A 24,053-nucleotide genomic window follows, 5' to 3' on the forward strand; every position below is an offset into this window, starting at 1 on the left:
TCGTCGTACATCGACGTCCACCTTACGAAAGGCCCGATCATGGTCGTCTTCTTCGCTCTCCTCATCGCCACCGCCGTCGCCGCCATCGCCGGTGCGGTCGCGCTCACCATGACCGACGGCTACGGGCGCGTCCCGACCCGCACGTACGCACGCGTCATCTGACCGATCGGCCACGGCGGGCGTCGCCCGCCGTGGCCGCGGCGTAGGCTCGTTGACCATGGCCGCCGGCGCAGTGATGCACACCTTCGAGGTGCAGCTCGCCGATGTCGACCGGGGTGTCTACGACGAGGTGACGGTGCGCGCAGCGCGGCATCCGTCCGAGACCGACGCGTACATGGTCACCCGGGTGCTGGCATACCTGCTCGAGTACGAAGACGGCGTCGCGTTCAGCGGGGGCATCTCGGCCACCGAGGAGCCCGCCGTGCTGATCCGCGATGCGACCGGCCGCATCACCGCGTGGATCGAGGTCGGAGCGCCCGACGCCGGGCGCCTGCACTTCGGCAGCAAGCTCGCCGATCGCACCACCGTGTACACCCACCGCGATCCGGCGAAGGTGCGGGCGGGCGTGGCCGGCAAGACGATCCACCGCGGCGAGGACATCGTGCTGCACAGCTTCGACCGGGGCTTCATCGACGCCGCGGTCGACGCGCTGGCGCGGCGGAACACGATGACGCTGTCGGTGACCGAGCGGCAGCTCTATCTCGACCTCAACGGCACGGCTCTCAGCTCGGCGATCCACGACCAGCCTCTCGTCTGAGCGGCCGAGGCGGGAGTCCCTCAGCGCTGGAAGTGCCCCACGAACCGGTTCTGCTCGATGACGGCGTCGGCGTAGTCGCGCAGGAACTCCTCGCGGCTGGGGGTGCCTGTCACCTCGCGGTCGAGGGCGTACACCCAGAAGTAGTAGTGGTGGCGGCCGTGGCCGGCAGGAGGCTGCGGTCCGTACCATCCGATCTTCCCCGCCCCGTTCGGGCCCGCGGTCGCCGCGGCGGTGTCGACGGTCTGGTCGACCGGCGGCAGACCGTAGAGGACCCAGTGGGTGAAGCCGTTCGGCAGCGGCGCGTCGGGGTCATGCGAGATCACGACCACCTCACGGGTCCCCTCGGGGACGCCGGTGATCTGCAGCCGGGGCTCGGCGTTGCCACCGTCGGCCGAGAAGCGCTCGGGCACGTCGCCGAGGTCGGGGATGTCAGGGCTCGAGATCGTGAGTTCGTCGATACGCATGAATACATCCTCACCCGGGACGGATGCCGTCGGCTCGGCGGACGGCGATCGCCTCGCGTTCTCCCAGCCGACGGTGAAGGAGTTCTCGGGAACAGAGGAGGGTCTCTGTGGAAACAGAGGATGGCGCGGGGCGTCCCCGTCGCGAGAGGATGGCCGTATTCCCGGACACTGCGCGCGGCCTGCCGTCACGCGCCCCGTCGCGACGAGAGAGGACACCCGATGGTCGAGTTCCGGTACGGGCCGGTCGAGCTGTATCTGGTCGGCTTCGACAGCGATCGCCCCCACCCCGACGCCGTGGCAGCGCTCCGCGAGATCATCGAGTCGGGCGCGGTGCGCCTGCTCGACCTGGTGGTGCTGCGGAAGTCGGCCGAGGGCGACATCGAGATGATCGAGGTCGAGGAAGAGAACGCCCTCGGCATCGAGGGGATCGAGCTCTTCGCCGCAGGGCTCACCGCCTCGGAAGACATCGACAAGCTCGCCGAGCTCATCGCCCCGGGCAGCTCGGCGGTGCTCGTCGCCCTGGAGATGACGTACGCGCGCGCCCTCGCCGAGAAGGTCGCGCAGAGCGGCGGGACTGTGCTGACCGCCGAGCGGATCCCCGCACCGGTGGTCAACGCCGTGGCCGACATGATCGACGCAGAGGAGAACTGACATGCCCTTCCGACGCATGGGACGCCCGGGCCTCCTGGGCCTCGCCGCCCGCACCGCCGTGGTCGCCGGGACCGCATCCGCCGTGAGCGGTGCGATGCAGGGATCGCGCGAGCGCAAGTCGCAGGCGCAGTACGAGCAGGAGCAGTACCAGGCCGCGCAGCAGCAGGCGCAGATGGATGCGGCGGCGCAGGCCGCCGTCGCCGCACAGATGCCGCAGGCTGCCGCGCCCGCGGCATCCGCTCCGGCTGCCGGGGGAGGCGACGACATGATCGCGCGCCTGCAGCAGCTCGCCGCCATGAAGCAGGCCGGGGTGCTGACCGAGGAGGAGTTCGCGGCCGCGAAGGCGAAGCTCCTCGGCTGACGCGGGCGGCGCACCGCGCGCGATCCGCGGCTCGCCGCCCGTGGCTCGCGGCTCGCCGCCCGCGAGAATGCAGCTGGGTGCCGAGAGTGCGGGTGAACCCCGAGTCCTCGTCGCGCAGATGCACTCTCGCGGTGACAGCGCAGGTGGTGACAGCGCAGGTGGTGAGCGGTCAGGTGGTGAGGGATAGACGAGGGAAGGGACGATGATGTCCGAGGTGATTGCCGTCGGGCTGACCGACGCGCCCGTGGCCGACCGTGCGCTCGCGTGGGCGGCAACCCGCGCCCGTGACCGGCGGCAGCGCCTGAGGCTGATCTCGATCCTCGGCGGCGCAGTCGGTGTCGTGGGGGAGGATGCCCTCGTGCAGGGCCTCCTCGCGGCGATGCGCGAACGGGCCGAAAGGGCCGCCGCGGGCCTTCGCGCCGAGGGGCTCGAGGTCGAGGTGATCGTCGAGCGCGGCAACCCGACCGAGAAGCTCATCGCCGCCGCCGAGGGGGCGGCGCTGCTGGTGATCGGCAGCGATCATCGCGGCCCGGAGGCCGGTGCGACGCGGGGCCCGCACGGCTTCCGCATCGTCTCCACCGCGTCCTGCCCCGTGGTCGTCGTGCCCGACGTCGAGCTCGGCGAGCGTCGGGGCGTGGTCGTCGGTGTCGACGGGTCCGAGACCTCGGAGCACGCGGTGGCCTGGGCCGCCGCCGAGGCCGACCGTCTCGGCGAGCCGCTGATCGCCGTGGGCGCGTGGGTGCCGCTCCCCTCCCGCAGCCACGGCCACTACCCCGAGCAGTACCTGCAGAACATGCAGGCCCTCACCGAGGAGAACCTGTCGATCGCCCTCGCGGGGCTCCGAGGCCGGTATCCCGACCTCGAGATCGTCGCGCGCGCGGAGCGCGGGCACCCGGCCGAGATGATCAACCGTCACGCCGCGACGGCCCGGCTGGTCGTGGTCGGAACGCACGGTCGCGGCGCGTTCCGCCGTTTCGTGCTCGGCTCGGTGAGCTACGACGTGCTCGCCGATCTCGCGGCCGTGACGGCCGCCGTCCGCTGATCGCCGCGGCGCGCTGATCGGCGCGGCTCCGCGCGGTGGCGCGCGGCGTTTCGCGACGACCCACCACCCCGCCCCAGCGCCGAAACCCACCTCCGGCGCCGAAACCGACCGTGTCGCGATGGGTCTCGGCGGGGCACGTGGGTTTCGAGCGCCGCGCCGTGCCCGGCCGGCCAGGCGGACCGGCACCCACGGACCGCCCTAGCCGTCCCCCGGCCGACACGCCAGACCTCGCGTCCGACGCCGTGAATACGTACGGTCGAAGGATGGCGCGCGACGAGTACCGGCCGGAGGACCTCTACACCGGCCCGATCGACCTCCCCCTCCTGCACGAACTCGACAACGACACCTCCGAACCCGACACCCCCGAGATCAGCTACGACGAACAGCGCTACCCCGCGCGCCCGCGACGACTGCGGCCCCGCGACAACCTGCGTTCCGGCCGGGTGCGGCGCATCGCGACCGACCCGCGCACCGCGAACGGCAGCAACCCGTCGTACGTCGAGTGGCTTGTGCGGCAGTCGATGCTCAAGGATGCCGACGTGCTGGCCCGGCAGCTGTCGGGGCAGCCGTCGATGTGGCGGAACCCCTACGCCCGCCCCGACGCGCGGCGCGCGATCGCGACGAGCGACGTCTGGTTCACCGCCTACCCGATCTCGCTCATCACGCGGCCCGGGCAGTCGTTCCTCGCCGCCCTCGGCGACGACGCGCTGTGGTCGGCCTTCGAGCGCGTCGGGATCACGGCGATCCACACCGGCCCGGTCAAGCGCGCCGGCGGCATCGCCGGATGGCTCGAGACGCCGAGCGTCGACGGTCACTTCGATCGCATCAGCACCGCGATCGATTCGGCATTCGGCACCGAGGAGGAGTTCCGCGCCCTCTGCGACACCGCCGACAGTCACGGCGGCAGCATCATCGACGACATCGTGCCGGGGCACACCGGCAAGGGAGCCGACTTCCGCCTCGCCGAGATGGGCTTCAAGGACTACCCCGGGATCTACCACATGGTCGAGATCCTCGAAGAGGATTGGGCCCTCCTCCCCGACGTGCCCGACGACGTCGACAGCGTCAACCTCGACCCCGCGACCGAGCACGAGCTCGCCGAGCGCGGGTACATCATCGGCGCCCTGCAGCGGGTGATCTTCTACACCCCCGGGGTGAAGGAGACGAACTGGAGCGCGACCGCGCCGGTGCTCGGTCCCGACGGCGTCACCCGGCGCTGGGTGTACCTGCACTACTTCAAGCAGGGCCAGCCCTCCATCAACTGGCTCGACCCCACCTTCGCCGGTATGCGATTGGTGATCGGCGACGCCCTGCACTCCCTGGGCGACCTCGGCACCAGCGCCCTCCGCCTGGACGCCAACGGCTTCCTCGGCGTGGAGAAGAGCGCCGAGGGCCTCCCGGCCTGGTCGGAGGGCCACCCCCTCTCGCACGCGGCGAACCACATCATCGCCGGCATGGTGCGCAAGGTCGGCGGATTCACCTTCCAGGAGCTCAACCTCACCATCGAAGACATCCGCGACACCGGGGCGGTAGGAGCCGACCTCTCCTACGACTTCATCGGGCGACCCGGCTACCATCACGCACTGGCGACCGGACGCACCGACTTCCTGCGCCTCGCGCTCACCTCGTCCCTCGAGCTCGGGGTGCAGCCGGTGCAGCTCGTGCACGGGCTGCAGAATCACGACGAGCTCACCTACGAGCTGATCCACTGGGCGACCCGCCACGCGGAGGAGGAGTACCGCTTCCGCGGTCGCGAGATCACGGGCAGCGATCTCGCCGAGCTCGTGCGCGCCGAGCTCACCGAGAGCCTCACCGGCACGGCGGACTTCAACCGCGTGTTCACGCAGAACGGCATCGCCTGCACCACCACGTCGCTCATCGCCGCCGCCCGCGGCGCCGCGCGGCTCGACGACGTCACCGAAGCCGACATCCCCGCCATCCGCGACGCCCATCTGCTGCTCTGCGCCTACAACGCGTGGCAGCCGGGGGTCTTCGCGCTGTCGGGGTGGGATCTCGTCGGGATGCTGACCGTGCCCGCCGCCCAGGTCGCCGACCTCATCGCCTCGGGCGACACGCGCTGGATCGAGCGCGGAGCCCACGACCTGCTCGACGTCGACCCGAAGGCGACGCGCTCGGCCGCCGGGATGCCGCGGGGACGGTCGCTGTACGGCTCGCTTCCTGCCCAGCTGGGCAACCCGGGGTCGTTCGCCTCACGGCTGTCGGACATCATCGAGCTGCGCCGCCGCCACGGGATCGCGACCGCCACGCAGGTCGACGTGCCGCAGGTCGCTCACGCCGGCATGCTCGTGCTCGTGCACCGGCTCGACGACGGGGTGCCCAATGCCGACGCCCCGCTGCAGGTGACGGTGCTGAACTTCGCCGACGAACCTGTGGAGGGGACGGTCCGCTCGAAGCAGCTCGCGCGGCGCTCCGAGGTGCGCGACGCCGCCACCGACGAGGTGATCGGCCACGTCGACGACCTGCAGAGCTTCACGGTGTCGCTCCCCGCCTACGGCGGGGTGTTCCTCCTCCTCGAGCCGGGCGAGCCCGACGAGGACGAGGATCCGATCGGATGATCCCCTGATCGGATGCCGCGGCCGGTCGTTCAGCCCGCGAGAGCGGCGTCGATCCCCGCCAGCGGCACCGGCAGCCACGTGGGGCGATTGCGGGCCTCGTAGATCGACTCGTACACGGCCTTGTCGAGGACGAGTGCCCGCAGGATGACCGGGTCGAGGCCCACCGACCCGTCGGCGCCGTCGTACGCCTCCACGAACGCGGCGCGGCAGGCGGCCGCCCACACGCCTTCCGGTGCCCCGCCGACCGCGCCGGCGTAGTCGAAGGAGCGGAGCATGCCCGCGACATCGCGCACCGGCAGGTCGGGCACCGCGCGCTCGTGCATGGGGCGGAGCGGTTCGCCCTCGAAGTCGACGATCCGCCACCCGGCGCCGGGTACGGCGAGCACCTGGCCGAGGTGCAGGTCGCCGTGGATCCGCTGCAGGCGGGGCCATGGTCGTGCGAGGGCGGCCTTGTAGACCGTCTCGATCGCCGCCGCGCGGTCGGCGACGGCGGGCACTTCGGCGACGGCCAGCATGAGGCGGCGGCGCCACGTCACCTCGGCCGCGGCGACGGCCTCCGGCCCGCCGTCGGCGGTACCGAGCGCCTGCCCGAGGGCGCCGTGCACCCCAGCGACCGCGACGCCGAGGTCGCGGGCGGCATCGGTGAAGTCGCGCCCCTCGCGTGCGGCCTCCAACGCGATCGCCCACCCGTCGCGGACCCCGGGAAGGAACTCCTGAGCGAATCCGAGCGTGCCGCGGGCGACCCCGCCCTCCTCGCCGCTGTCGGGCCACTCCGCGTCGACACTGCCGAAGAACTTCGGGACGAACGGCGACCCGGCGGCGCTCAGGGCGCGCTGCACCGTGACATCCGGATTCTCCCCGTCGTGCAGAGTGCGGAACAGCTTCAGGATGATGGTGGGCTGACCGTCCTCGTCGAAGACGATCGAGGTGTTCGACTGCTCACCGGTGAGCACACGGCTGCCGGTGACCCGACTCACATCGACCCCCATGGCCTCCAGGGCTGCGATCGCGAACGGCGGATGCTGCGCCGCATCGATCTCGCAACCCGCGGGCGTGCGGGTGATCAGCGCGGGGGTGTCGGGGGTCGTCGGGACGCTGGAGACGGGCACGTGGTAGAGAACCGGCCGGGCGCCGGCGTCATCCATCAGAAGGTAACGGGTCGCGTGTGGCGCCGACTGGGTGTCGAGGAGCCGGAAGCGGGGCTCATGGCTCTTTCCCGCATACCAGCGTTGCTGCGCCACCCAGGCGCCCAGTTCGTCTGCAGAAGGCACCATCCCACCTTGGCGTGTGGAGATGGCCGGGTAAAGCACTGGACGATCGTTGCCAGGAGGCGTAAAGGATCGGGGTCAGACCAGGGCGCCGTCGCGCAGCACGAGGATCCGGTCGGCCAGCGCCGCCATCCGTGGGTCGTGGGTGGACACGATCGCGGCGACCTGCTCACCGTGCACGAGGTCTGCCAGCAGGCGCATCATTGCCTCGGCGTTGGTGCTGTCCAGCTGCCCGGTCGGCTCATCGGCGATGATGACGCTCGGGCGGTTGGCGAGGGCGCGCGCGATCCCCAGGCGCTGCCGCTGCCCACCCGAGAGCTCCGCGGGTCTCTGGGCGCCGTGCGCGGCGATCCCGACCGACTCGAGGAGGTGATCGATGCGCCGCTGACGCTCGGCGTGGCGAACGCCGGCGAGCCGGAGCGGCAGGTCGACGTTCTCGCGAGCGGACAGCTCCCCGAGCAGCGCGGAACCCTGGAAGATGAAGCCGAACTCCTGCCGCCGCAGCTCGACCTGCTGCCGCTCGGCAGTCGCGTCGAGCAGCATCCCCCGCACGCGCACCTCCCCACGGGTGGGGGTGTCGAGACCGCCGAGGAGGTTCAGCAGCGTGGTCTTCCCCGATCCGGAGGGGCCGCGCAGCACCACGAGCTCCCCGGCCGACAGGTCCAGCGAGACGTTCCGCACCGCGCGAACACGCGCCCCTCGCCGCCCGTAGGAGCGGTGGAGGGCGGAGGCCCGCAGGACGACGGCTCCCGTCATCCGGATGCCTCGGGGCTCGATGTCGGATGCACCTCGACATGGTCGTCCTCGAGCTCGAGTCGGACGAGATCCCTCAGCGACAGCGCGCGAAGGTAGTCCTCCGGCAGCTGCAGGCGGCCCACGCGGTCGAGCACCGCGTACTCGCGCGCGTGCGTGCGCTCCTCGCCGTGCTCGTCGACGCGCTGCTCGCGGTGCACCTCGGTCGCCAGGCGCCCGTCGCGGATCTGCACGGTGCGACGCACCTGCCGGGACACATCCTCGTCGTGCGTGACGATGAGCACCGTCGTGCCGAGCTCGCGGTTGACCTCGCGGAGCGAGGCGAACACGATCTCCGAGTTCCTCTCGTCGAGCTCGCCGGTCGGCTCGTCGGCGAAGAGCACCGCCGGCTCGTTCGCCAGCGCGACCGCGATCGCCGCGCGCTGCTGCTGGCCCCCGGACAGCTCGGCCGGGCGCCGGTCGCCGAGGTCTCCGATCGCGAGGACCTCGAGCAGCGCGTCGGCGCGCGCGCGGCGCAGGCGACGGGGTGTGCGCGCCACCGCCAGGGAGGTCGCGATGTTCTCGATGACGGTGAGTGCGGGGAGGAGGTTGCGGGATGTCTGCTGCCAGACGAAGCCCACGGTGCGACGCCGGTATCGGGTGCGCTCCCGGCCCGACATGGTGAGCAGATCGTGGCCGGCCACCGTCGCCGATCCCGCAGTCGGGATGTCGTGGCCAGAGAGGATCGCCAGCAGAGTGGACTTCCCCGACCCGGATGCGCCGACCACGGCTGTGATCTCTCCGGCATCCACCGAGAGGCTGAGCCCCTGGAGAGCCTGCACCTCGACCCCCTCGGCGCTGTAGATGCGCACCAGATCGGTGCACTGGATCTGAGTGGTCATCGCTCTCCCATCCGGAGGGTCGTGGCAGGGGTGTGTCGCGCGGCGATTGCGAACGCGATGACGGCGGCGATCGCCGTCGTCATCGCGACGGCCGCCAGCGCGATCGCCAGCGAGGCGGGATCGATGACGAGAGGCGGGGCGAGACGGCCGCCGACGAAGGGACGGAGGTCGACCACCGCGGTCACCAGGCGCGGGAGGAGGAACCCGATCGCGATTCCCACGAGGACCGCGACCAGGACGGGGGGAGCGAACTCCCACAGCAGGAGCCGTCGCTGCTGGCGGGCATCGGCTCCGATGATGCGCAGCACGGCGACGGAGCGCGCCCGGGCTTGCGCCGCCGACACCGTGGCCAGCGCGATGCCGGCGAGGGTGAGGCCCAGGGCGGCCGCCGCGGCCCAGGGAAGCGCCGCCTCCAGGCCCTGCGTGAGAGGTGACGTGCGGGCGCGCGAGATCAGGTCGGCCGCGGCGACCGTGGAGACCCCTCCGCGCTCCGCCTCGGGAACAGAGGCCGAGACGATCGCGTCGACGCGCTCGCCCAGGGCAGAGGGGTCGGCCCCGTCCGAGAGGGCGACGAGGAGACGGTCGGGATCGCGAGGCTCCCGGGCGAGCGCATCGAGGTGCGACGCATCGACCACTGCCCAGCTCCGTCCCGGACCGGGGAGCGCGGTCACCGGAGCGGAGCCGGCGACCACGACCGGCGACCGGCCGATGCGCGCCCCCGGGCCGAGGGCGGCGGCGACGTCGTCGGAGACGAGAAGGGGCACGCTGCCGGCGCGATCCGCGAGGCCGGAGAGCGCGGGCAGATCGGGGCGGACATCGGCGAGGGCGGTGGTGTCGGCGACGAGGAGTGTCAGCGACGTGGGCGCCGCCGCATCGTCGACACGGACGCCGGCGATCTCGGTGATGGCGCTGACGGCGGCGACCCCGGGCAGGCCCGCAACACCCTCCACGGCCGGAGAGGGGATCGCCGGCGCACTGACGAGGATGTCGGAGCCGAGCCCCTCTTGAGCGCCGGTGACGATTCCCGACCGGATCGTCGACCCGAGGATCGACGAGAAGACGACCACGGCGACACCGAGGATGAGGGCGAACGAGGCGGCGAATCCGAACGAGGGGACGCGCACCGCCCGCGCTGCGCCGAGAAGCGCGACGGCGCTGTCGCCGCGTCGCAGTCGGTGCTGCAGGAGGAGAAGTGGAATCGGGGCGAATCGGAGCGCCACCAGGCAGACCGCCGCAGCGACCAGGAGAGGAGCGAGGACGAGCAGCGGGTCGATTCCCGCACCGGCGGATGGGTCGACACCGCGCCGGGCGAGCAGGATCACCGAGAGTGCGGCGAGAGCGACCACCCCGCCATCGATGAGGAGTCGGCGACCCCCGATCCTGTGCGGGTCGCGACGGGTCTGTCGCCGGGTCGCCGGGGCGGCTCGGAGCGCGAAGAGTGCGGGGACGGCGGCCGCGACGAGGGCGGGCAGGGCCCAGCCCGACACGCCGACGGGCTCGGGGACGAGCGCGGTGGCGACTCCGACGCCGACGACCGCCGCGGGCAGGGCGATCGCGACGCCTTCGAGGCCGAGTGCCGCACGGAGCTGCAGGTCGCTCGCCCCGCGGGCGTGCGTCAGATCGAGGATCGGTCGTCGGCGGGTCGCGACGGCGTCGATGCCGAGCGCGAACACCGCCAGCACGACGCCGAGAAGCCCGGAGAGAGCCAGGGCGAGAAGCGCGGTCACCGTGGCCGTTCGCCCCGTCGCCTCTTCGATCTCGTCGCCGAGCAGGGTGGTCACGGTCACCTCCCCGCCGTAGGGCATGACGATGCCGCCCGCCAGCGCGCTGCGGAGCTGGTTGAGAACGCGCTCGGCGTCGGTCGCCTGAAGAGTCTCGGCCGAGACGGGGTAATAGGCAAGGAACGTGCCGGTCGTCAGGCTGGTCGTCAGCCCGCCGAGCGATGCCGTGTCGACGATGACGGTTCCGCGCACCGTCGCCGGCTCGCCGGGCGCGGTCTCCACGATCGGCTGGGCCAGGTCGGAGACCTGGGCCCAGTGGCTCGCGTCGGGGTCGAGCGGGTCGTACAGTGCCGTGACCACGAGCTCGAGCGCTCCGTAGCGAAGCGTCTCGCCCACCGTGATGCCGGCGGCCTCGGCCGTCGCGGTCGAGAGGGCGACCTCGAGCGGGGGATCCACGCCTCGTGCCGACTCGTCGCCCGCCCAGGCGGCGGGGGGCGTGCCCGCCACGATCTCGACGCGGTCGCGCCAGCCGGGATCCACGGCGAGACGGGCGAAGAATCGCGTCTGTCCCTCCGGATCAGCGCGAGCGGGGGAGTCGCCCACGGGAACCGCGTCGCGCGGCTCGGAGCGGGCGACCCACGCCGGGTCGCCCGTGAGAGACCGGAGGGGCTCGGTGAGATCCTCGCCGAAGGCGGCGATCGCGGCGTCGGTCGGCGCGACCAGCCGATCGACAGGGGTCCCGGCGAGTCCGGGAACGAGCCCGATCGTCCCGACGGCGCGGATGTCGCGGATCGGCGCGGGCATCGCCGAGATGCTCTGCTGCAGTTCGGCGGTACCCAGACGTGCGCCCAACCGCGGTGCGATCGCTGCGGCGAAGACGGCGGCCGACACCAGCAGCGCGATGAGCAGCGTCGCTCCAAGGCCGTCAAGGCTCAGGCGTCCGAGGAGCGCGAGTGTCCCCACCCTCGATCGGCGGGTCATCCGACGTCCTCCGCTCGTCCGGGACTGCGGGCATCGCGCCTGGTCCGAGCGACCGCGCCGAGGGTGACCCCCAGCGATGCGCCGATCAGCAGGAGGATCGCCACCGTGCCCGTCCGACCGTCGACGAGGAGCGCCATCCCCCGCCCGAGGGCATCGTCCGGCACCGCCGCGCGCGCGAGCTCGGGGATCGTGAGCAGCGCGACCGCCGCGCCCGCAGCGAGCCCGACGGCGACTCCTGCGCCGATGACGAGCAGCCACTCCTGGGCGCGGATGCTGCCCTGCGCCGACGCACCGAGCCCGAGGGCGCGGAGCGTCGCGAGCTCCGACCGTCGTGAGCGTCGGACGCCTCCCGCGACCGCGACCATGGTGGCGACCGCGAGGAGCGCTGTGACCGCGGCGACGGTCCACAGGACGACGACCGAGGCGCCGACGATCCGCCTCGTGGCCGCAGGATCGGCGGTGACGATGCCGGCCCCGGGGGCGACGACCTCTCGGATGGCGAGAGCGGCAGCCTGCGGATCGTCCGCATCCACCCAGAGCGAGGACGGGGCGACCACGCCGCGGGGCGCTCGCAGCGCGTCGAGCTGGAGCACAGTGAGGTCGACCAGGAGCGCGACCGGCTCGGCCGCGGAGGGGATGGCAGGGGCGATCGCCGTCACCACTCCGGTGTAACGCGCGACCCGCTCGATACCGAACGAGAGGCGGTCGCCGACGGTGAGACCGTACTGCTCTGCGAGTGCATCGGAGATCGCCACCGGTGGCTCGGCCAGACCGGCGGGCTCTTCCACGGGGGCGACCCGCACGTCGGTCACGCCCGGCCTCGCGAGGAAGCCGCCGTCCGGTTGCGGATCCGGCGGGACGAGGATGTCGCCGACCCGGGCCGCCCACTCGGTCTCGGCGAAGAGCGGGGGCGATCCCGACGGGCCGGCGACGAACGTCGGCGGACCGACGCGCGCTTCGTCGCCGACCACGGCGTCCTCACCGAAGGCCACATCGAGCGCGACGACGTGACGGGCCGCGTCCGTGGCCGAGGAGCCGACGGGAAAGGTCGCGACCACCGTCCCCTCCGCACCCCCGTCGACCGCCGCCGCGTCGACCGACCCGGGGATCCGTCGGAGTACCCCGTGATCGTCGAGGAGGACGAGGTCGAAGGCGGGTGCCGCAGTCAATCCGCTCACGGTCGTGGTCATCCGGATCTCTTGCACCCCCACCGGCACCTCGGGCCCGCCCGGGTCGACTCTCACCGCCGCCATCAGTTCGGCGGGATCGACGAGCGTCATCGCCGCGGCGGGTACGGCATCGAGGGCGCTGACATCGGCAGCGACCAGCGCGCCCGATCCGTCGCTCAGCTGCAGCGGCGCACCCTGCACCGGGAACACGGCGCTGACTCCTGGGGCCCGGGCGACGCGATCGACGTCATCCGGGGTGAATCCGCCGCGACCGGCGACGACCTGCACGGGGGCGCCGGCTCTGACGGCGCTGGTCTGTGTGAAGGCGACATCCCAGGTCCGCGTGTAGGCGGCCGCCGTCACAACGGTGCCCGTCGCGACGGCGAGCACCGCCACCACTGCCGCCAGCTGTGAGGGCGCCCGCGCGACGGCGCGGGTGGCGAGGAGATTCGTCACCCGGCGGCGTCCCGCGCCCCTCTCGACAGACCGTGCGACGAGCGGGAGGGCGAGGAGGAGCAGGAGCACGCCCGCGACCAGGGCGAGCGCCGGCGCGGCAGCCGCGACCGGGTCGACCCCCGGCGCGCCGTTCGCATCGCGGATGACCGGAGACCCGTACAGCCGCAGCTGCCAGACGGCGATTCCTGCCGCCAGCGCGACGACGAGGGTCGCCGCGGGAGAGATCGCTCGTCGCAGGCGTCCTCGAGCGACGGTGCGCATGGGGGGTCCCGACGCGCGCGCGGCGCACACCGCATGGGCGGCCGCGGTGATGACGACGAGGACGCAAGCCGCCGACGCTGCCACGGCCGGTGAGGCGATGGACCCGAACACAGAAGGGAGCGCCGCGGTCACTGCCGCCGCGACGAGCGCACCGAGGATCGCGCCGCCGGCGGCGGCGACGCCGCCCTCGACGGCTCCGGCCCGGGCCGCCGCGAGTGCCGACCGACCGCGCGCCCACAGCAGTGCGTGCTCGGTGATGCGCCGTGCCGTGAGATAACGGGCGAGCTCCACGAGGGTGATGACCGTGGCCGCGAGAAGGAGGACCACCGCGACCGGGGTGATCGCGCGCATCCGCTCGACGTCCGCCGTGACAGCCTGGGCGGTGCCGGTGAAGGCACCCGGCGTCGACAGCCCGTCAGTCGGGACGCCCGCCGCGGCCAGGCGTGACCGAAGCAGTGGCCAGCTGCGCAGAATCTCTTCGAGACCACCGACGGTGACGTCTTCCGAAGCGGGCACCGCCACCCACTGCACGCGCGGACGGGCATCGGCGAACGTCCCCCAATCGGGGTCGTCCAGGGCGAAGGGTCCGATCTCCGGGCCGGCGCCCCGTGTCATCCGCTCATCGCCGAGCCACTCGGGGGCCTGCGGATCGTCGACGAGCCAGGTGCCGACGATCACCACGGTGCGGCCGCCGAGGGTGACCTCCGCCCCCGGGCCGAGGCCGAGTCGCGCCGCCGCATCGGCCTGCATGCTCGCCTCGTCGGGGGTGGCTGCCTCCCTGCCCGTGACGATTCGGGCCGCTCCGGCGAGGCCGTCGGTCGTGACGACCAGCGCGTCCTGCTCGTCGATCGGTGGGCCGAAGGGCATCTCCGCCCATACCGACGAGGTCACGGAAGCGTTCACCGAGTCGGGGACGGCTGCGCCGATCACCTCCCGCACCGTGTCGTCCTGCGCGACGGGGTCCGGGGCCAGGGGCAGGCGCGCTGCCAGGGCGAGGTCTGCTCCGGCACGCAGGGTGAGACTTTCGCGCGAACCGGCGTCCGCCGTCACATCGAGCCGTCCGAGCAGCAGGAGGAGGGCCGCGGCCACCAGCCCGACGACGGCGGCGACCGCGGCGAAGACCAGAGCGTAGGGACGAGCCCGCCTTAGCGACAGCACCTGGGGTCCCCTCACTACTGCGTGTGAGGGGAGTTTACGTCGCGGCCTGCCGCTGTCGAGGGGCTCGTCGCGCGCAAGTTCCGAACGGGCTCGCGCGTACTCGGAGGGTCAGCCTCCGACCGCCGGGTCGGGAAGACGCACCGCCGATCCGGAGACCACGATCCCGCCGGCGGCCGGAATGTCCACGGTGAGGCGGCTCGGCCGGCCGACGTGCGATCCCTGCGAGATGCGGATGCGACGCGGCGGCGTCACGGCTCGCGTCTCGCGCAGATACCCGCCGAGGGCGGCGGCGCCCGCGCCCGTCGCGGGGTCTTCGCTGATCTCTCCGACGGGAAAGACGTTGCGCACGTGCCACTCGGTCTCGGTCTCGGGCCAGGCGACGATGATGGTGGCCGCCCACGCTTCTGCATCCATGAGTTCGCGGGCGGCGGCGGGGTCGAAGATCATGCGATCGAATACGGTCCGCGAGCGGAGGACGAGCAGCGGATGTCGGTTGCCGGCGAACGCCAGAGCCGGCGCGTGCGCCGCGGCGAGGTCGGCGCTCGCCAGGTGCAGCACCTCGAGGATGCGACGCAGTGCGTCCTCGGAGAGTTCTTCGACGAAGGGGTCGACGCTCGTGAAGGAGATGACCCGACCCGCGGCGGTGTCGTCCACGCGGATGTCGATCCGTCCGACCGGGGTGGCGAAGGCGTAGTCACCGCCTCCGTTCGTCTCGGCGAGCGCGGCTGCCGTCGCCACCGTGGCATGGCCGCAGAAGGGCACCTCAGCTCGCGGGGAGAAGTACCGGAGCGACGCGTCGCTCCGATCGCCGCGGGTGACGAAGGCTGTCTCGGAGTAGCCGACGTCGGCAGCGACGCGGAGCATCTCGTCATCGGTCATCCCGTCCGCGTCCAGCACGACACCGGCGGGATTGCCGCCGGCGGGATCGGAGGAGAAGGCAGCCCAGCGCTGCACGTGCGACGCCGAAGGCGATGAGTCCATCACGCCTTCACCGTACGCCCCGGGGCGGTGCCCACTCCCGCAATCCGGGATGTCCACCCCTACAACGTTGTATCAAATCGCGATAGCCTAGATCCGCCAATTGTTGTTACAAGCGACAAATGCGGGAGTCGAGGATGACGGATGTGACGGATGTCGCCGACAGGGCGTCGTCAGGGGCCGGGCGACCGCGCTGGGCCGATCCGTCCCTCGATCCCTCCACCCGCGTCGAGATGTTGCTCGCGGCGATGACCGACGAGGAGAAGATCGCGCAGCTCGGCGGCTACTGGGCCGATACACGCGATTCGACGCAGCTCATTGCGCCGATGCAAGACGTGCTGTCGCGCGGCCGGCCGCCGTTCGACGAGGCGGTGCGCGACGGGATCGGGCATCTCACCCGGGTGTTCGGCGTGACGCCCGTGGCCGCCCGCGACGGCATGCAGAAGGTGCAGGACGCCCAGCGCCACCTGCGTGAGAACACGCGCCTGGGCATCCCGGCGGTCGTGCACGAGGAGTGCCTGACCGGCTTCACGACGTACGGCGCGACGGTCTATCCCGCCTCGATGGCGTGGGCGGCGACCTTCGACGCCGACCTCGTCCGCGAGATGGCGGCCGCGATCGGCGCCGACATGCGCGCGGTCGGCGCGCACCACGGCCTGTCGCCGGTGCTCGATGTCGTCACCGACTACCGATGGGGCCGGGTGGAGGAGACCCTCGGCGAAGACCCGTACGTCGTCGGAACGCTCGCGACCGCCTACGTCCATGGCCTGCAGCACAGCGGCATCATCGCGACGCTCAAGCACTTCGCCGGCCATGCCACCTCGCGCGGCGGACGCAATCATGCCCCGGTGTCGCTCGGCGAGCGGGAGCTGCGCGACCTCGTTCTCCCGCCCTTCGAGATGGCGGTCCGGATCGGCGGGGCCGCGAGCGTCATGAACTCCTACACCGAGCTCGACCGCGTGCCGGCCGCCGCCGACCGGTGGCTGCTCACCGACCTCCTCCGCGACGAGTGGGGCTTCTCGGGCACCGTCGTGTCGGATTACTGGGCGGTGGCGTTCCTGAAGTCGAAGCACCAGGTCGCCGAGACGATGGCGGATGCCGGTCGGCTGGCGCTGCACGCCGGGATCGATGTGGAGCTGCCCGACATCGCCGCGTACCGGCTCCTCCACGACGATGACCCTGACCCGGTCCGCACGGCATACGACATCGACACCGCCGTGCGTCGGGTGCTCCACCAGAAGCTCGAGCTCGGCCTCCTCGACGCCGGGTGGACGCCGCCCGAGCCGGCCGACGTCGATCTCGACAGTCCGCGCAATCGCGACATCGCGCGTCGGCTCGCGGAGGAATCCATCATCCTGCTCGACAACAGCAGGGGTGTCCTCCCTCTGGCGACGTCAGTCCGGCGGATCGCGGTGGTCGGCCCGATCGCCGACGATCCCCGCGCCATGATGGGCGCCTACTCGTATCCGATCCACGTGATGCCCCGGCATCCCGAGATGGGCCTCGGGGTCGACGTCGTCACTTTCCCCGAGGCGCTTCGCATCGCCTTCCCGGGCGCCGAGCTGCGCGTAGAGCACGGCGTCCCGCTCGCAGATCCCGCCGACGACGCCGCCATCGCGCGCGCCGTCGAGGCCGCGGCATCCTCGGATGTGGTCATCGCCGTGGTCGGCGATCGTGCCGGCATGTTCGGCAGGGGCACCTCGGGAGAAGGATCGGATGCGCCCGACCTCGGCCTCCCCGGTGAGCAGGGGCGTCTCGTCGAGGCCGTGCTGGCGACGGGGACGCCGGTGGTGCTCGTCGTGATGTCGGGCCGTCCGTATGCGCTCGGGGACTACATCGACCGCGCGGCCGCGATCGTTCAGGCATTCATGCCCGGGATCGAGGGCGCGGCGGCGCTCGCCGCGGTGCTCTCGGGGACCGTCAACCCGAGCGGCCACCTGCCGGTGCAGGTTCCGCGGACCGGTGCCGCGCTTCCGCACACCTACCTCGCGCCGCCCCTGGGGCAGGACGGCGACCGCATCAGCAACCTCTCGATCGCCCCGGCGTTTCCCTTCGGGCACGGGCTGTCGTACACGTCGTTCACGCTCGGCGACGTGCGGCTCGACTCTGAGCGCATCGCTGCCGACGGCCGCGTGTGCGCGAGCGTCGAGGTCCGCAACGCCGGCGAGCGTGCCGGCGCGACGGTTGTGCAGCTGTACGCGAGCGACCCCGTGGCGCAGGTGACGAGGCCGGTCCGCCAGCTCGTGGGGTATGCGCGGGTGCACCTCGCCCCGGGCGAGGGCGCCATCGTGCGGTTCGATGTGCACGCCGACCGCTTCTCGTTCACCGGGCTCGACCGCCGCCGCATCGTCGAACCCGGCCGGATCGACCTCGTGGCCGGGCTGTCGCTGACCGACACTTCCGGCATCGCCACCCTGACCGTCGACGGGCCCGGTCGCGTCGTCGATGAGCCGGTGCTCGTCACACCGGTCGACCTCATCCCGATCACGCCCGAGCCCACCGAAGGAGACGCGGGATGACCGACTTCCTCGCCGACGACTGGCCCATCGCCGCCGCCGCACTGCCCTTCTCGGGCCGCACCGCCGACGGACGGTCCGTCACCGAGGCGGGTCCCGACGTGTGGCGCGAGGTCCTCGTCGAGGTCGCCGACGCCGGTTTCGACCGGATCGACCTGACCGACTCGTGGCTCCGCATCGGCGACCTCGACGCTCGCGGTCTCACCGATCTCTCCGCCGTGGCGGCGGAGGAGGGTGTCGTCCCGACATCCGTTTCGGCCATCCGGTGCAGCGTCATCGATCGCGAGCGCGGCGAGGCGAATCTGGCCTACAGCCACCGCACCCTCGACGCGGCGGCGGCGCTGGGAATCGAGACCGTCTCGTTCGGCCTCCACCAGGCGCTGACACCCGACCAGCAGGCGCAGCTGTGGTTCTGGACCGTCGAGGGTCACCGCGACGACCCTGCGGACTGGGACGCGGCGGTGGCCCGACTGCGGGAACTGGGCCGTCACGCCGCCGAACTCGGCATCCTCGTCTCGCTCGAGATGTACGAAGACACCTTCCTCGGCACCGCCGACTCGGCGGTGCGCCTCGTCACCGACATCGGCATGGACAACGTCGGCCTGAACCCCGACATCGGCAACCTCGTGCGCCTCCACCGGCCGATCGAACCGTGGTGGGAGGTCGTGGAGAAGACGCTCCCGTACGCGAACTTCTGGCACGTGAAGAACTACGCCCGGGACGAGGATGTCGCGCGCGACCTGTACACCGCGGTGCCGGCGCCCATGCCCTACGGCCTCATCGACTACCGCCGGGCCTTCCGGTACGCGATCGAGCAGGGGTTCCAGGGCGTCATCTGCGTGGAGAACTACGGCGGCGACGGATTGACGGTCTGCGCCGACAACCGCGACTACCTCCGACGCCATGTGCTCCCCACGCGCGCGGGGTACACCCGCGGCGCCAGCCGGGTGCGGCAGATTGGCCACGCACAGAGAGGTGCATCATGACGAGAATCCACAACGATCCGTCCGACTTCGTCTCCCAGGCGCTCGCGGGGTTCGCGGCGGCCCACCCGAGCCTGATCCGCGCCGTCGACGGCGGAGTGGTGCGCGCGGCGCCCGCACCGCGAGGAAGCGTGGCGCTGGTGGTCGGTGGCGGCTCGGGTCACTATCCCGCGTTCGCGGGTGTCGTCGGGCAGGGGCTCGCCGCCGGGGCTGTGTGCGGCAATATCTTCACCTCGCCGTCGGCCGGCCAGGCGTACCGAGTGGCGAAAGCCGCGCACCGGGGCGGCGGGGTGCTGTTCAGCTTCGGCAACTACGCGGGCGACGTGCTGCACTTCGGCGAGGCCGAGGAGCGTCTGCGCGCCGAGGGCATCGACGCCCGGACGGTGCTCTGCACCGACGACATCGCCAGTGCCCCGATCAACGAGATCGACAAGCGTCGCGGTATCGCCGGCGACTTCGTGGTCTTCAAGGTCGCGGGGGCGGCCGCCGAGCGGGGTGACGACATCGACGAGGTGGAGCGCCTCGCCCGCCACGCCAATCACCGCACGCGCACCCTCGGCGTCGCCTTCGGCGGGTGCACGTTCCCGGGGGCGGGCGAACCGCTCTTCACCGTGCCGGAGGGGATGATGTCGATCGGCCTCGGCATCCACGGTGAACCCGGGATCCGCGATGTGCCGAGGACGAGCTCGGCCGAGCTCGCCGGCATCCTCGTCGATCAACTGCTCGCCGACGTTCCCGAATCCCGCGGCGCCCGGGCCGCGGTCATCGTCAACGGTCTCGGTTCGGTGAAATACGAAGAGCTCTTCGTCCTCTTCGGCGACGTCGCCGCACGGCTGCGGGACGCAGGGATCACCGTGGTGGAACCCGAGGTCGGTGAACTGGTCACCAGCCTCGACATGGCGGGGGCGTCGGTCACTCTCCTGTGGCTCGACGAGGAGCTCGAACCGCTGTGGGCCGCGCCCGCGTACACGCCCGCGTACCGCAAGGGAGCCGTCGACCCGGCCGCGCCGGGTGACGAGGAGGGGGAGGATGTCGCAGACCTCGCCGCTGCCGAGGTCGCTGCGGCGTCGGACTGGTCTCGCGCCGCTGCGACGAGAGCCCTCGCCTACCTCGAGGCCGCGCGCGCGGTCATCCATGAGAACGAAGCCGAGCTCGGACGCATCGATGCCATCGCCGGCGACGGCGACCACGGCGTCGGCATGCGCACGGGCATCGACGCGGCGTGCGCCGCCGCCGATCCGTCCGTCGGCCTCTCCGCGATGCTCACCGCCGCCGGAGACGCGTGGAGTGAGAAGGCCGGGGGCACCTCGGGTGCGCTGTGGGGTGCGATGCTCGCCGCCGTCGGACGCACTCTCGATGACGAGAATGTCGACGCCCGTGACGCGGTCGCTGGCGCAGCCCGCGCCGCGCTCGACGCCGTCACCTCGCGGGGCGGCGCGACGGTCGGCGACAAGACCATGGTCGACGCGCTCGACCCGTACGTCCGCACGCTCGAGGAGCACCTGCGGGTAGGCGACGCGGTGGGGGCTGCTCTGCTGGCCGCGGCGGGAGCCGCGTCGACCGCGGCGGAGGAGACGGCGGCGCTTCGCCCGAAGCTCGGCCGAGCCCGTCCGCTTGCGGAGAAGAGCATCGGGCACCCCGACGCCGGAGCCACCTCGCTCGCCCTCATCGCCATCGCCCTCGCGCGCACCGCCGGGCAGGACGAGACATCCCGGAAGGAACAGTGATGACCGACACCCTGCGGATCGTCGTCGGAAGCGACGACGCCGGCTATGAATACAAGACGGCGCTGAAGGAACTGCTCGAGGCCGATGAGCGCGTCGCCGTCGTCACCGACGTCGGCGTCGGCGGCGATGAGCACACCGACTACCCCCATGTCGCGGTCGAGGCGGCCCGGCGCATCGCTCAGGGCGAGGCCGATCGGGCCCTCCTCATCTGCGGGACCGGGCTCGGTGTGGCCATCTCGGCGAACAAGGTGCCGGGCGTGAGAGCGGTCACCGCGCACGACAGCTACTCGGTCGAGCGCTCCGTGCTCAGCAACAACGCGCAGGTGCTGACCATGGGGCAGCGCGTCATCGGTCTGGAGCTCGCCAAGCGCCTGGTGGGCGAGTGGCTCGAGTACCGCTTCGACCCGTCGTCCGCCTCGGCGACGAAGGTCGCCGCGATCGACGCGTACGACCGCGAGGTGAGCGCATGAGCCGCATCGCGATCGTCGGCAGCGGCTACATGGGCGGCGGGATGGCACAGGTGTTCGCCCTCGGCGGCCACGACGTCGTGATCTCCGATGTGACGGCCGAGATCGCCGCGGCCAACCTCGAGCGCATCCGCACCGAGACGGCGCAGTTCGAGGAGCAGGGGCTCTTCGCCCCCGGCGCGACCGACATCATCACTGCGCGCATCTCGGCGGCCGAGAGCATCGAGGTGGCCGTCGCGGACGCCGACGTCGTCGAAGAGGCGGTGCCCGAACGCATCGAGATCAAGCACGAGACGCTGCGGCGCATCTCGGCTGCCGCACCAGCGTCGGCCGTCATTGGCAGCAACACGTCGACCATCTCGATCGCCGCGCTCGCCGAGGCCGTCACTCGGCCCGAACGATTCCTCGGGGTGCACTTCTCCAACCCCGCGCCGTTCGTGCCCGGGGTGGAGATCATTCCGCACGCAGGGACCGACGAGGCGACGATCCGGGCGGCGGAGGAGATCATCGCCGGGTCGGGCAAGGTGCCGGCGCGCGTGAAAGATGTCACGGGGTTCGTCCTGAATCGCCTGCAGTACGCCCTCTTCCACGAGGCGACGCAGCTGGTCGAGGAGGGCGTGGCCACGCCGGAGGACATCGACGCCGTCGTCCGATCGACCTTCGGGTTCCGACTGCCGTTCTTCGGGCCCTTCGCGATCGCCGACATGGCGGGCCTCGACGTCTACGCGTTCTGCTACGCCTCGCTCCAGGGCACCTTCCCGGAGCGCTTCGCAACGCCGGCGATCCTCGCCGAGCGGGTCGCGGCCGGGGAGCTCGGGACGAAGACCGGCTCGGGGTTCCGCGACATCGCGCCGGAGCGGATCGCCGAGCTCGTCGCGTACCGCAACCGGGCCTACGCCAAGATGGCTCAGCTTCTCGACGAGCTGGGGCCGTCGCCGTTCGACGCGGTGTGACGGCTGCCGCGGGCGATCGACGCTTCCCCGGTCGACCAGCGTTCTATCGACCGAGCGAAGGTCGATCACCGAGCGTGGAGCGCGAGCCGGGGGAGGGGCGGTCTGCGGCGGCGGGGAAGAGCAGCCCGATGAGCCCGACGGCGATGAGCGCACCCGCGAGCTGGGCGCCGACGAACCACAGCGCCGAGACCGGCGCGATGCCCGCGAACGTGTCGGTGAAGACGCGCCCGAGGGTCACCGCGGGGTTGGCGAAGGACGTCGAGCTGGTGAACCAGTACGCCGCCCCGATGTAGGCGCCGATCGCGGCGGCGATCACGGGGATCGACCGCTGGGCGCGGGTGAGCCCGGCGATGAGCAGCACCAGGCCCGCCGTGGCGACGACCTCCGCGAGGAGGGTTGACGGGGTGGCACGATCGGTCGTCGAGATCGACGTGGAGACGTCGAACATTGCGTTCGCGAGGATGGCGCCGCCGATGCCCCCGACGGCTTGCGCGACAACGTAGGCGACCACGACCCGCGGGCTGAGCCCTGAGCGATCCGCGCGGCCGAGGAGCGCATCCGTGAGCGAGACCACGGGATTGAAGTGCGCGCCCGAGACCGGTGCGAACAGCAGGATGAGTACGCCGAGACCGAGGGCGGTGGCGAAGGAGTTCTCCAGGAGCTGGAGCCCGACGTCGTCGGACAGTCGCTGCGCCGCGATGCCCGAGCCCACGACGATGGCGACGAGGAGCCCGGTGCCGAGGAACTCCGCCAGGGCCCGACGCCAGACGGGCGCGGGCGCGCCGTCGACCGTCACTACCGGACCGGGCGCGGTGTCGGGCAGCTCGGTCGTCACGCGCGGGTCGCCGCGAGCCCGGGCACGAGCTCGCCGAGCAGGTGCTCGACATGCGCGCGCACGTCGTCGCGCACCAGTCGCACCCCGTCGAGGTCGAGCTCCGCCGGGTCGGCGAGCTGCCAGTCGAGGTATCGCTTGCCGGGGTAGAGGGGGCAGGCGTCGCCGCATCCCATCGTCACGACCGCGTCCGCGGCGCGGACGACGTCGTCTGTGAGGGGTTTGGGGAACTCGTCACCCACCTCGATGCCGATCTCGGCCAGGACGGCGACGACCTGGGTATTGATCTCGGCAGCCGGCTGCGACCCCGCCGACCGCACGTGCACCCGCTCGCCGGCCAGGTGCCGGGTGAGAGCCGCCGCCATCTGCGAGCGGCCGGAGTTCTGCACGCAGACGTACAGGATCTCGGGCACGGGCTTGGCGATGAGACCCTTCGATTGGGCCAGGGCGGTGAGGCGGTCACGGGCGAACTTCTCGGTGACGCTCGGGAGGTGACTTGAGACCGTGGCAGTCCGCGCGAGCGCCGCGTACGACTCGAACACGACCCGCTCGACGGTCTCTTCGTTGACCATGCCGGTGAAGCTCTGCGCGAGGCGCTGCGCGGCGCGGTGCAGGACGGCCTCGTTGGAGAGGAGGCCCTGCATCCCCGAGGTGACGCTCATGACGCGCTCGCCGGAGTGAGTTCGGAGATCAGGTCCTTGATCCGGCCCCGGATGTCGTCGCGGATGCGCCGCACGGCGTCGATCCCCTGGCCGGCGGGGTCTTCGAGCTCCCAGTCCTCGTAGCGCTTGCCGGGGAAGATCGGGCAGGCGTCGCCGCATCCCATCGTGATGACGACGTCGGACTCCTTGACGGCCTCCACGGTGAGGATCTTCGGCTGCTGGCCGGCGATGTCGATGCCCTCCTCGGCCATGGCCTCGACGGCGACCGGGTTGATCTGGTCCTTCGGCTCCGACCCCGCGGAGAGGACCTCGACGCGATCGCCGGCGAGCTCTCGCAGGAATCCGGCCGCCATCTGCGACCTCCCGGCGTTGTGCACGCAGACGAACAGGACGGTGGGCTTGTCGGACATCCGGTCCTCCCTCTCTCGGTTTCGAG

At 71.9% G+C, this 24,053-nt stretch carries 21 protein-coding genes; 11 read left to right on the top strand and 10 right to left on the bottom strand.

Annotation, left to right across the window (positions count from 1 at the left end; translation table 11 throughout):
• Positions 1–39 precede the first annotated feature (39 nt).
• On the top strand, positions 40–162 hold the full coding sequence (locus tag T9R20_RS01995; RefSeq protein WP_322410889.1) for a hypothetical protein: 123 nt from the start codon (positions 40–42) through the stop codon (positions 160–162).
• Between the two features lie 55 nt (positions 163–217).
• Positions 218–757: a YaeQ family protein gene (locus T9R20_RS02000; protein WP_322410890.1), complete on the top strand. Its 540-nt coding sequence runs from the start codon at positions 218–220 to the stop codon at positions 755–757.
• A gap of 20 nt (positions 758–777) precedes the next feature.
• On the opposite strand, the gene T9R20_RS02005 is transcribed toward T9R20_RS02000, so the two are convergent.
• Complete coding sequence (locus T9R20_RS02005; protein ID WP_322410891.1) at positions 778–1,221, bottom strand: YbhB/YbcL family Raf kinase inhibitor-like protein; 444 nt, start codon at positions 1,219–1,221, stop codon at positions 778–780.
• Between the two features lie 219 nt (positions 1,222–1,440).
• Here T9R20_RS02005 and T9R20_RS02010 point away from each other — a divergent pair, with 219 nt between their 5' ends.
• The 4 genes from T9R20_RS02010 to treS all read left to right on the top strand — a co-directional run bounded on the left by T9R20_RS02010 (position 1,441) and on the right by treS (position 5,851).
• The gene (locus T9R20_RS02010) at positions 1,441–1,872 is read left to right on the top strand and encodes a DUF6325 family protein (protein WP_322410892.1); all 432 of its coding nucleotides are present in this window, start codon (positions 1,441–1,443) and stop codon (positions 1,870–1,872) included.
• Position 1,873: 1 nt separating this feature from the next.
• Complete coding sequence (locus tag T9R20_RS02015; protein WP_322410893.1) at positions 1,874–2,233, top strand: SHOCT domain-containing protein; 360 nt, start codon at positions 1,874–1,876, stop codon at positions 2,231–2,233.
• A gap of 205 nt (positions 2,234–2,438) precedes the next feature.
• Complete coding sequence (locus T9R20_RS02020) at positions 2,439–3,275, top strand: universal stress protein (RefSeq protein ID WP_322410894.1); 837 nt, start codon at positions 2,439–2,441, stop codon at positions 3,273–3,275.
• 263 nt (positions 3,276–3,538) lie between these two features.
• On the top strand, positions 3,539–5,851 hold the full coding sequence (gene treS / locus T9R20_RS02025) for a maltose alpha-D-glucosyltransferase (protein ID WP_322410895.1): 2,313 nt from the start codon (positions 3,539–3,541) through the stop codon (positions 5,849–5,851).
• Between the two features lie 29 nt (positions 5,852–5,880).
• Here treS and T9R20_RS02030 read toward each other — a convergent pair whose 3' ends face one another.
• The 6 genes from T9R20_RS02030 to T9R20_RS02055 all read right to left on the bottom strand — a co-directional run bounded on the left by T9R20_RS02030 (position 5,881) and on the right by T9R20_RS02055 (position 15,480).
• Complete coding sequence (locus T9R20_RS02030; RefSeq protein ID WP_322410896.1) at positions 5,881–7,122, bottom strand: phosphotransferase; 1,242 nt, start codon at positions 7,120–7,122, stop codon at positions 5,881–5,883.
• 75 nt (positions 7,123–7,197) lie between these two features.
• The gene (locus T9R20_RS02035; protein ID WP_322410897.1) at positions 7,198–7,875 is read right to left on the bottom strand and encodes an ABC transporter ATP-binding protein; all 678 of its coding nucleotides are present in this window, start codon (positions 7,873–7,875) and stop codon (positions 7,198–7,200) included.
• A complete protein-coding gene (locus T9R20_RS02040; protein WP_322410898.1) occupies positions 7,872–8,753 on the bottom strand; it encodes an ABC transporter ATP-binding protein in 882 nt (293 codons plus the stop codon). Before T9R20_RS02040 ends, T9R20_RS02035 begins: the two co-directional genes overlap by 4 nt.
• Positions 8,750–11,455, bottom strand: a complete 2,706-nt coding sequence (locus T9R20_RS02045; RefSeq protein WP_322410899.1) for an FtsX-like permease family protein — start codon at positions 11,453–11,455, stop codon at positions 8,750–8,752. Before T9R20_RS02045 ends, T9R20_RS02040 begins: the two co-directional genes overlap by 4 nt.
• Entirely contained in the window at positions 11,452–14,499 is a 3,048-nt protein-coding gene (locus T9R20_RS02050; RefSeq protein WP_322410900.1) for a hypothetical protein, read from the bottom strand. The genes T9R20_RS02045 and T9R20_RS02050 overlap by 4 nt, the downstream gene beginning before the upstream one ends.
• 108 nt (positions 14,500–14,607) lie before the next feature.
• Complete coding sequence (locus tag T9R20_RS02055; protein ID WP_322410901.1) at positions 14,608–15,480, bottom strand: PhzF family phenazine biosynthesis isomerase; 873 nt, start codon at positions 15,478–15,480, stop codon at positions 14,608–14,610.
• 134 nt (positions 15,481–15,614) lie between these two features.
• Between T9R20_RS02055 and T9R20_RS02060 the strand changes: the two genes are divergently transcribed.
• The 5 genes from T9R20_RS02060 to T9R20_RS02080 are packed head-to-tail and all read left to right on the top strand — an operon-like array spanning position 15,615 to position 22,123.
• A complete protein-coding gene (locus T9R20_RS02060) occupies positions 15,615–17,996 on the top strand; it encodes a glycoside hydrolase family 3 N-terminal domain-containing protein (RefSeq protein WP_322410902.1) in 2,382 nt (793 codons plus the stop codon).
• Complete coding sequence (locus T9R20_RS02065) at positions 17,993–18,979, top strand: sugar phosphate isomerase/epimerase family protein (RefSeq protein WP_322410903.1); 987 nt, start codon at positions 17,993–17,995, stop codon at positions 18,977–18,979. The genes T9R20_RS02060 and T9R20_RS02065 overlap by 4 nt, the downstream gene beginning before the upstream one ends.
• Positions 18,976–20,703 (top strand): dihydroxyacetone kinase family protein, encoded by a 1,728-nt coding sequence (locus tag T9R20_RS02070; RefSeq protein ID WP_322410904.1) that lies wholly within the window; start codon positions 18,976–18,978, stop codon positions 20,701–20,703. Before T9R20_RS02065 ends, T9R20_RS02070 begins: the two co-directional genes overlap by 4 nt.
• Positions 20,703–21,173, top strand: a complete 471-nt coding sequence (locus T9R20_RS02075; protein WP_322410905.1) for a ribose-5-phosphate isomerase — start codon at positions 20,703–20,705, stop codon at positions 21,171–21,173. The genes T9R20_RS02070 and T9R20_RS02075 overlap by 1 nt, the downstream gene beginning before the upstream one ends.
• Positions 21,170–22,123 carry a 3-hydroxyacyl-CoA dehydrogenase family protein gene (locus T9R20_RS02080; protein WP_322410906.1) on the top strand — a complete coding sequence of 318 codons (954 nt, stop codon included), beginning with the start codon at positions 21,170–21,172 and terminating at the stop codon, positions 22,121–22,123. Before T9R20_RS02075 ends, T9R20_RS02080 begins: the two co-directional genes overlap by 4 nt.
• A 43-nt stretch (positions 22,124–22,166) precedes the next feature.
• Here T9R20_RS02080 and T9R20_RS02085 read toward each other — a convergent pair whose 3' ends face one another.
• Genes T9R20_RS02085 through T9R20_RS02095 form a run of 3 tightly spaced genes read right to left on the bottom strand, consistent with a single transcriptional unit; the run spans position 22,167 to position 24,027 of the window.
• Positions 22,167–22,919, bottom strand: coding sequence for an aquaporin (locus T9R20_RS02085; RefSeq protein ID WP_322412226.1), 753 nt, complete (start codon positions 22,917–22,919; stop codon positions 22,167–22,169).
• A gap of 35 nt (positions 22,920–22,954) precedes the next feature.
• On the bottom strand, positions 22,955–23,617 hold the full coding sequence (locus T9R20_RS02090; protein WP_322410907.1) for an arsenate reductase ArsC: 663 nt from the start codon (positions 23,615–23,617) through the stop codon (positions 22,955–22,957).
• Entirely contained in the window at positions 23,614–24,027 is a 414-nt protein-coding gene (locus tag T9R20_RS02095; RefSeq protein ID WP_322410908.1) for an arsenate reductase ArsC, read from the bottom strand. The genes T9R20_RS02090 and T9R20_RS02095 overlap by 4 nt, the downstream gene beginning before the upstream one ends.
• Positions 24,028–24,053: the final 26 nt, after the last annotated feature.

The sequence above is a fragment of the Microbacterium invictum genome, from assembly GCF_034421375.1.
Classification (GTDB): Bacteria; Actinomycetota; Actinomycetes; order Actinomycetales; family Microbacteriaceae; genus Microbacterium; species Microbacterium invictum_A.

Excerpts from the sequence above, each read along its gene's own strand:
- T9R20_RS02040 (WP_322410898.1), bottom strand. The coding sequence starts at position 8,753 with ATGACCACTCAGATCCAGTGCACCGATCTGGTGCGCATCTACAGCGCC.
- T9R20_RS02080 (WP_322410906.1), top strand. The coding sequence starts at position 21,170 with ATGAGCCGCATCGCGATCGTCGGCAGCGGCTACATGGGCGGCGGGATG.
- T9R20_RS02065 (WP_322410903.1), top strand. The coding sequence starts at position 17,993 with ATGACCGACTTCCTCGCCGACGACTGGCCCATCGCCGCCGCCGCACTG.
- T9R20_RS02010 (WP_322410892.1), top strand. The coding sequence starts at position 1,441 with ATGGTCGAGTTCCGGTACGGGCCGGTCGAGCTGTATCTGGTCGGCTTC.
- T9R20_RS02070 (WP_322410904.1), top strand. The coding sequence starts at position 18,976 with ATGACGAGAATCCACAACGATCCGTCCGACTTCGTCTCCCAGGCGCTC.
- T9R20_RS02075 (WP_322410905.1), top strand. The coding sequence starts at position 20,703 with ATGACCGACACCCTGCGGATCGTCGTCGGAAGCGACGACGCCGGCTAT.
- T9R20_RS02095 (WP_322410908.1), bottom strand. The coding sequence starts at position 24,027 with ATGTCCGACAAGCCCACCGTCCTGTTCGTCTGCGTGCACAACGCCGGG.
- T9R20_RS02090 (WP_322410907.1), bottom strand. The coding sequence starts at position 23,617 with ATGAGCGTCACCTCGGGGATGCAGGGCCTCCTCTCCAACGAGGCCGTC.
- T9R20_RS02005 (WP_322410891.1), bottom strand. The coding sequence starts at position 1,221 with ATGCGTATCGACGAACTCACGATCTCGAGCCCTGACATCCCCGACCTC.
- T9R20_RS02055 (WP_322410901.1), bottom strand. The coding sequence starts at position 15,480 with ATGGACTCATCGCCTTCGGCGTCGCACGTGCAGCGCTGGGCTGCCTTC.
- T9R20_RS02000 (WP_322410890.1), top strand. The coding sequence starts at position 218 with ATGGCCGCCGGCGCAGTGATGCACACCTTCGAGGTGCAGCTCGCCGAT.
- T9R20_RS01995 (WP_322410889.1), top strand. The coding sequence starts at position 40 with ATGGTCGTCTTCTTCGCTCTCCTCATCGCCACCGCCGTCGCCGCCATC.
- T9R20_RS02015 (WP_322410893.1), top strand. The coding sequence starts at position 1,874 with ATGCCCTTCCGACGCATGGGACGCCCGGGCCTCCTGGGCCTCGCCGCC.
- T9R20_RS02020 (WP_322410894.1), top strand. The coding sequence starts at position 2,439 with ATGTCCGAGGTGATTGCCGTCGGGCTGACCGACGCGCCCGTGGCCGAC.
- T9R20_RS02045 (WP_322410899.1), bottom strand. The coding sequence starts at position 11,455 with ATGACCCGCCGATCGAGGGTGGGGACACTCGCGCTCCTCGGACGCCTG.
- treS (WP_322410895.1), top strand. The coding sequence starts at position 3,539 with ATGGCGCGCGACGAGTACCGGCCGGAGGACCTCTACACCGGCCCGATC.
- T9R20_RS02035 (WP_322410897.1), bottom strand. The coding sequence starts at position 7,875 with ATGACGGGAGCCGTCGTCCTGCGGGCCTCCGCCCTCCACCGCTCCTAC.
- T9R20_RS02060 (WP_322410902.1), top strand. The coding sequence starts at position 15,615 with ATGACGGATGTGACGGATGTCGCCGACAGGGCGTCGTCAGGGGCCGGG.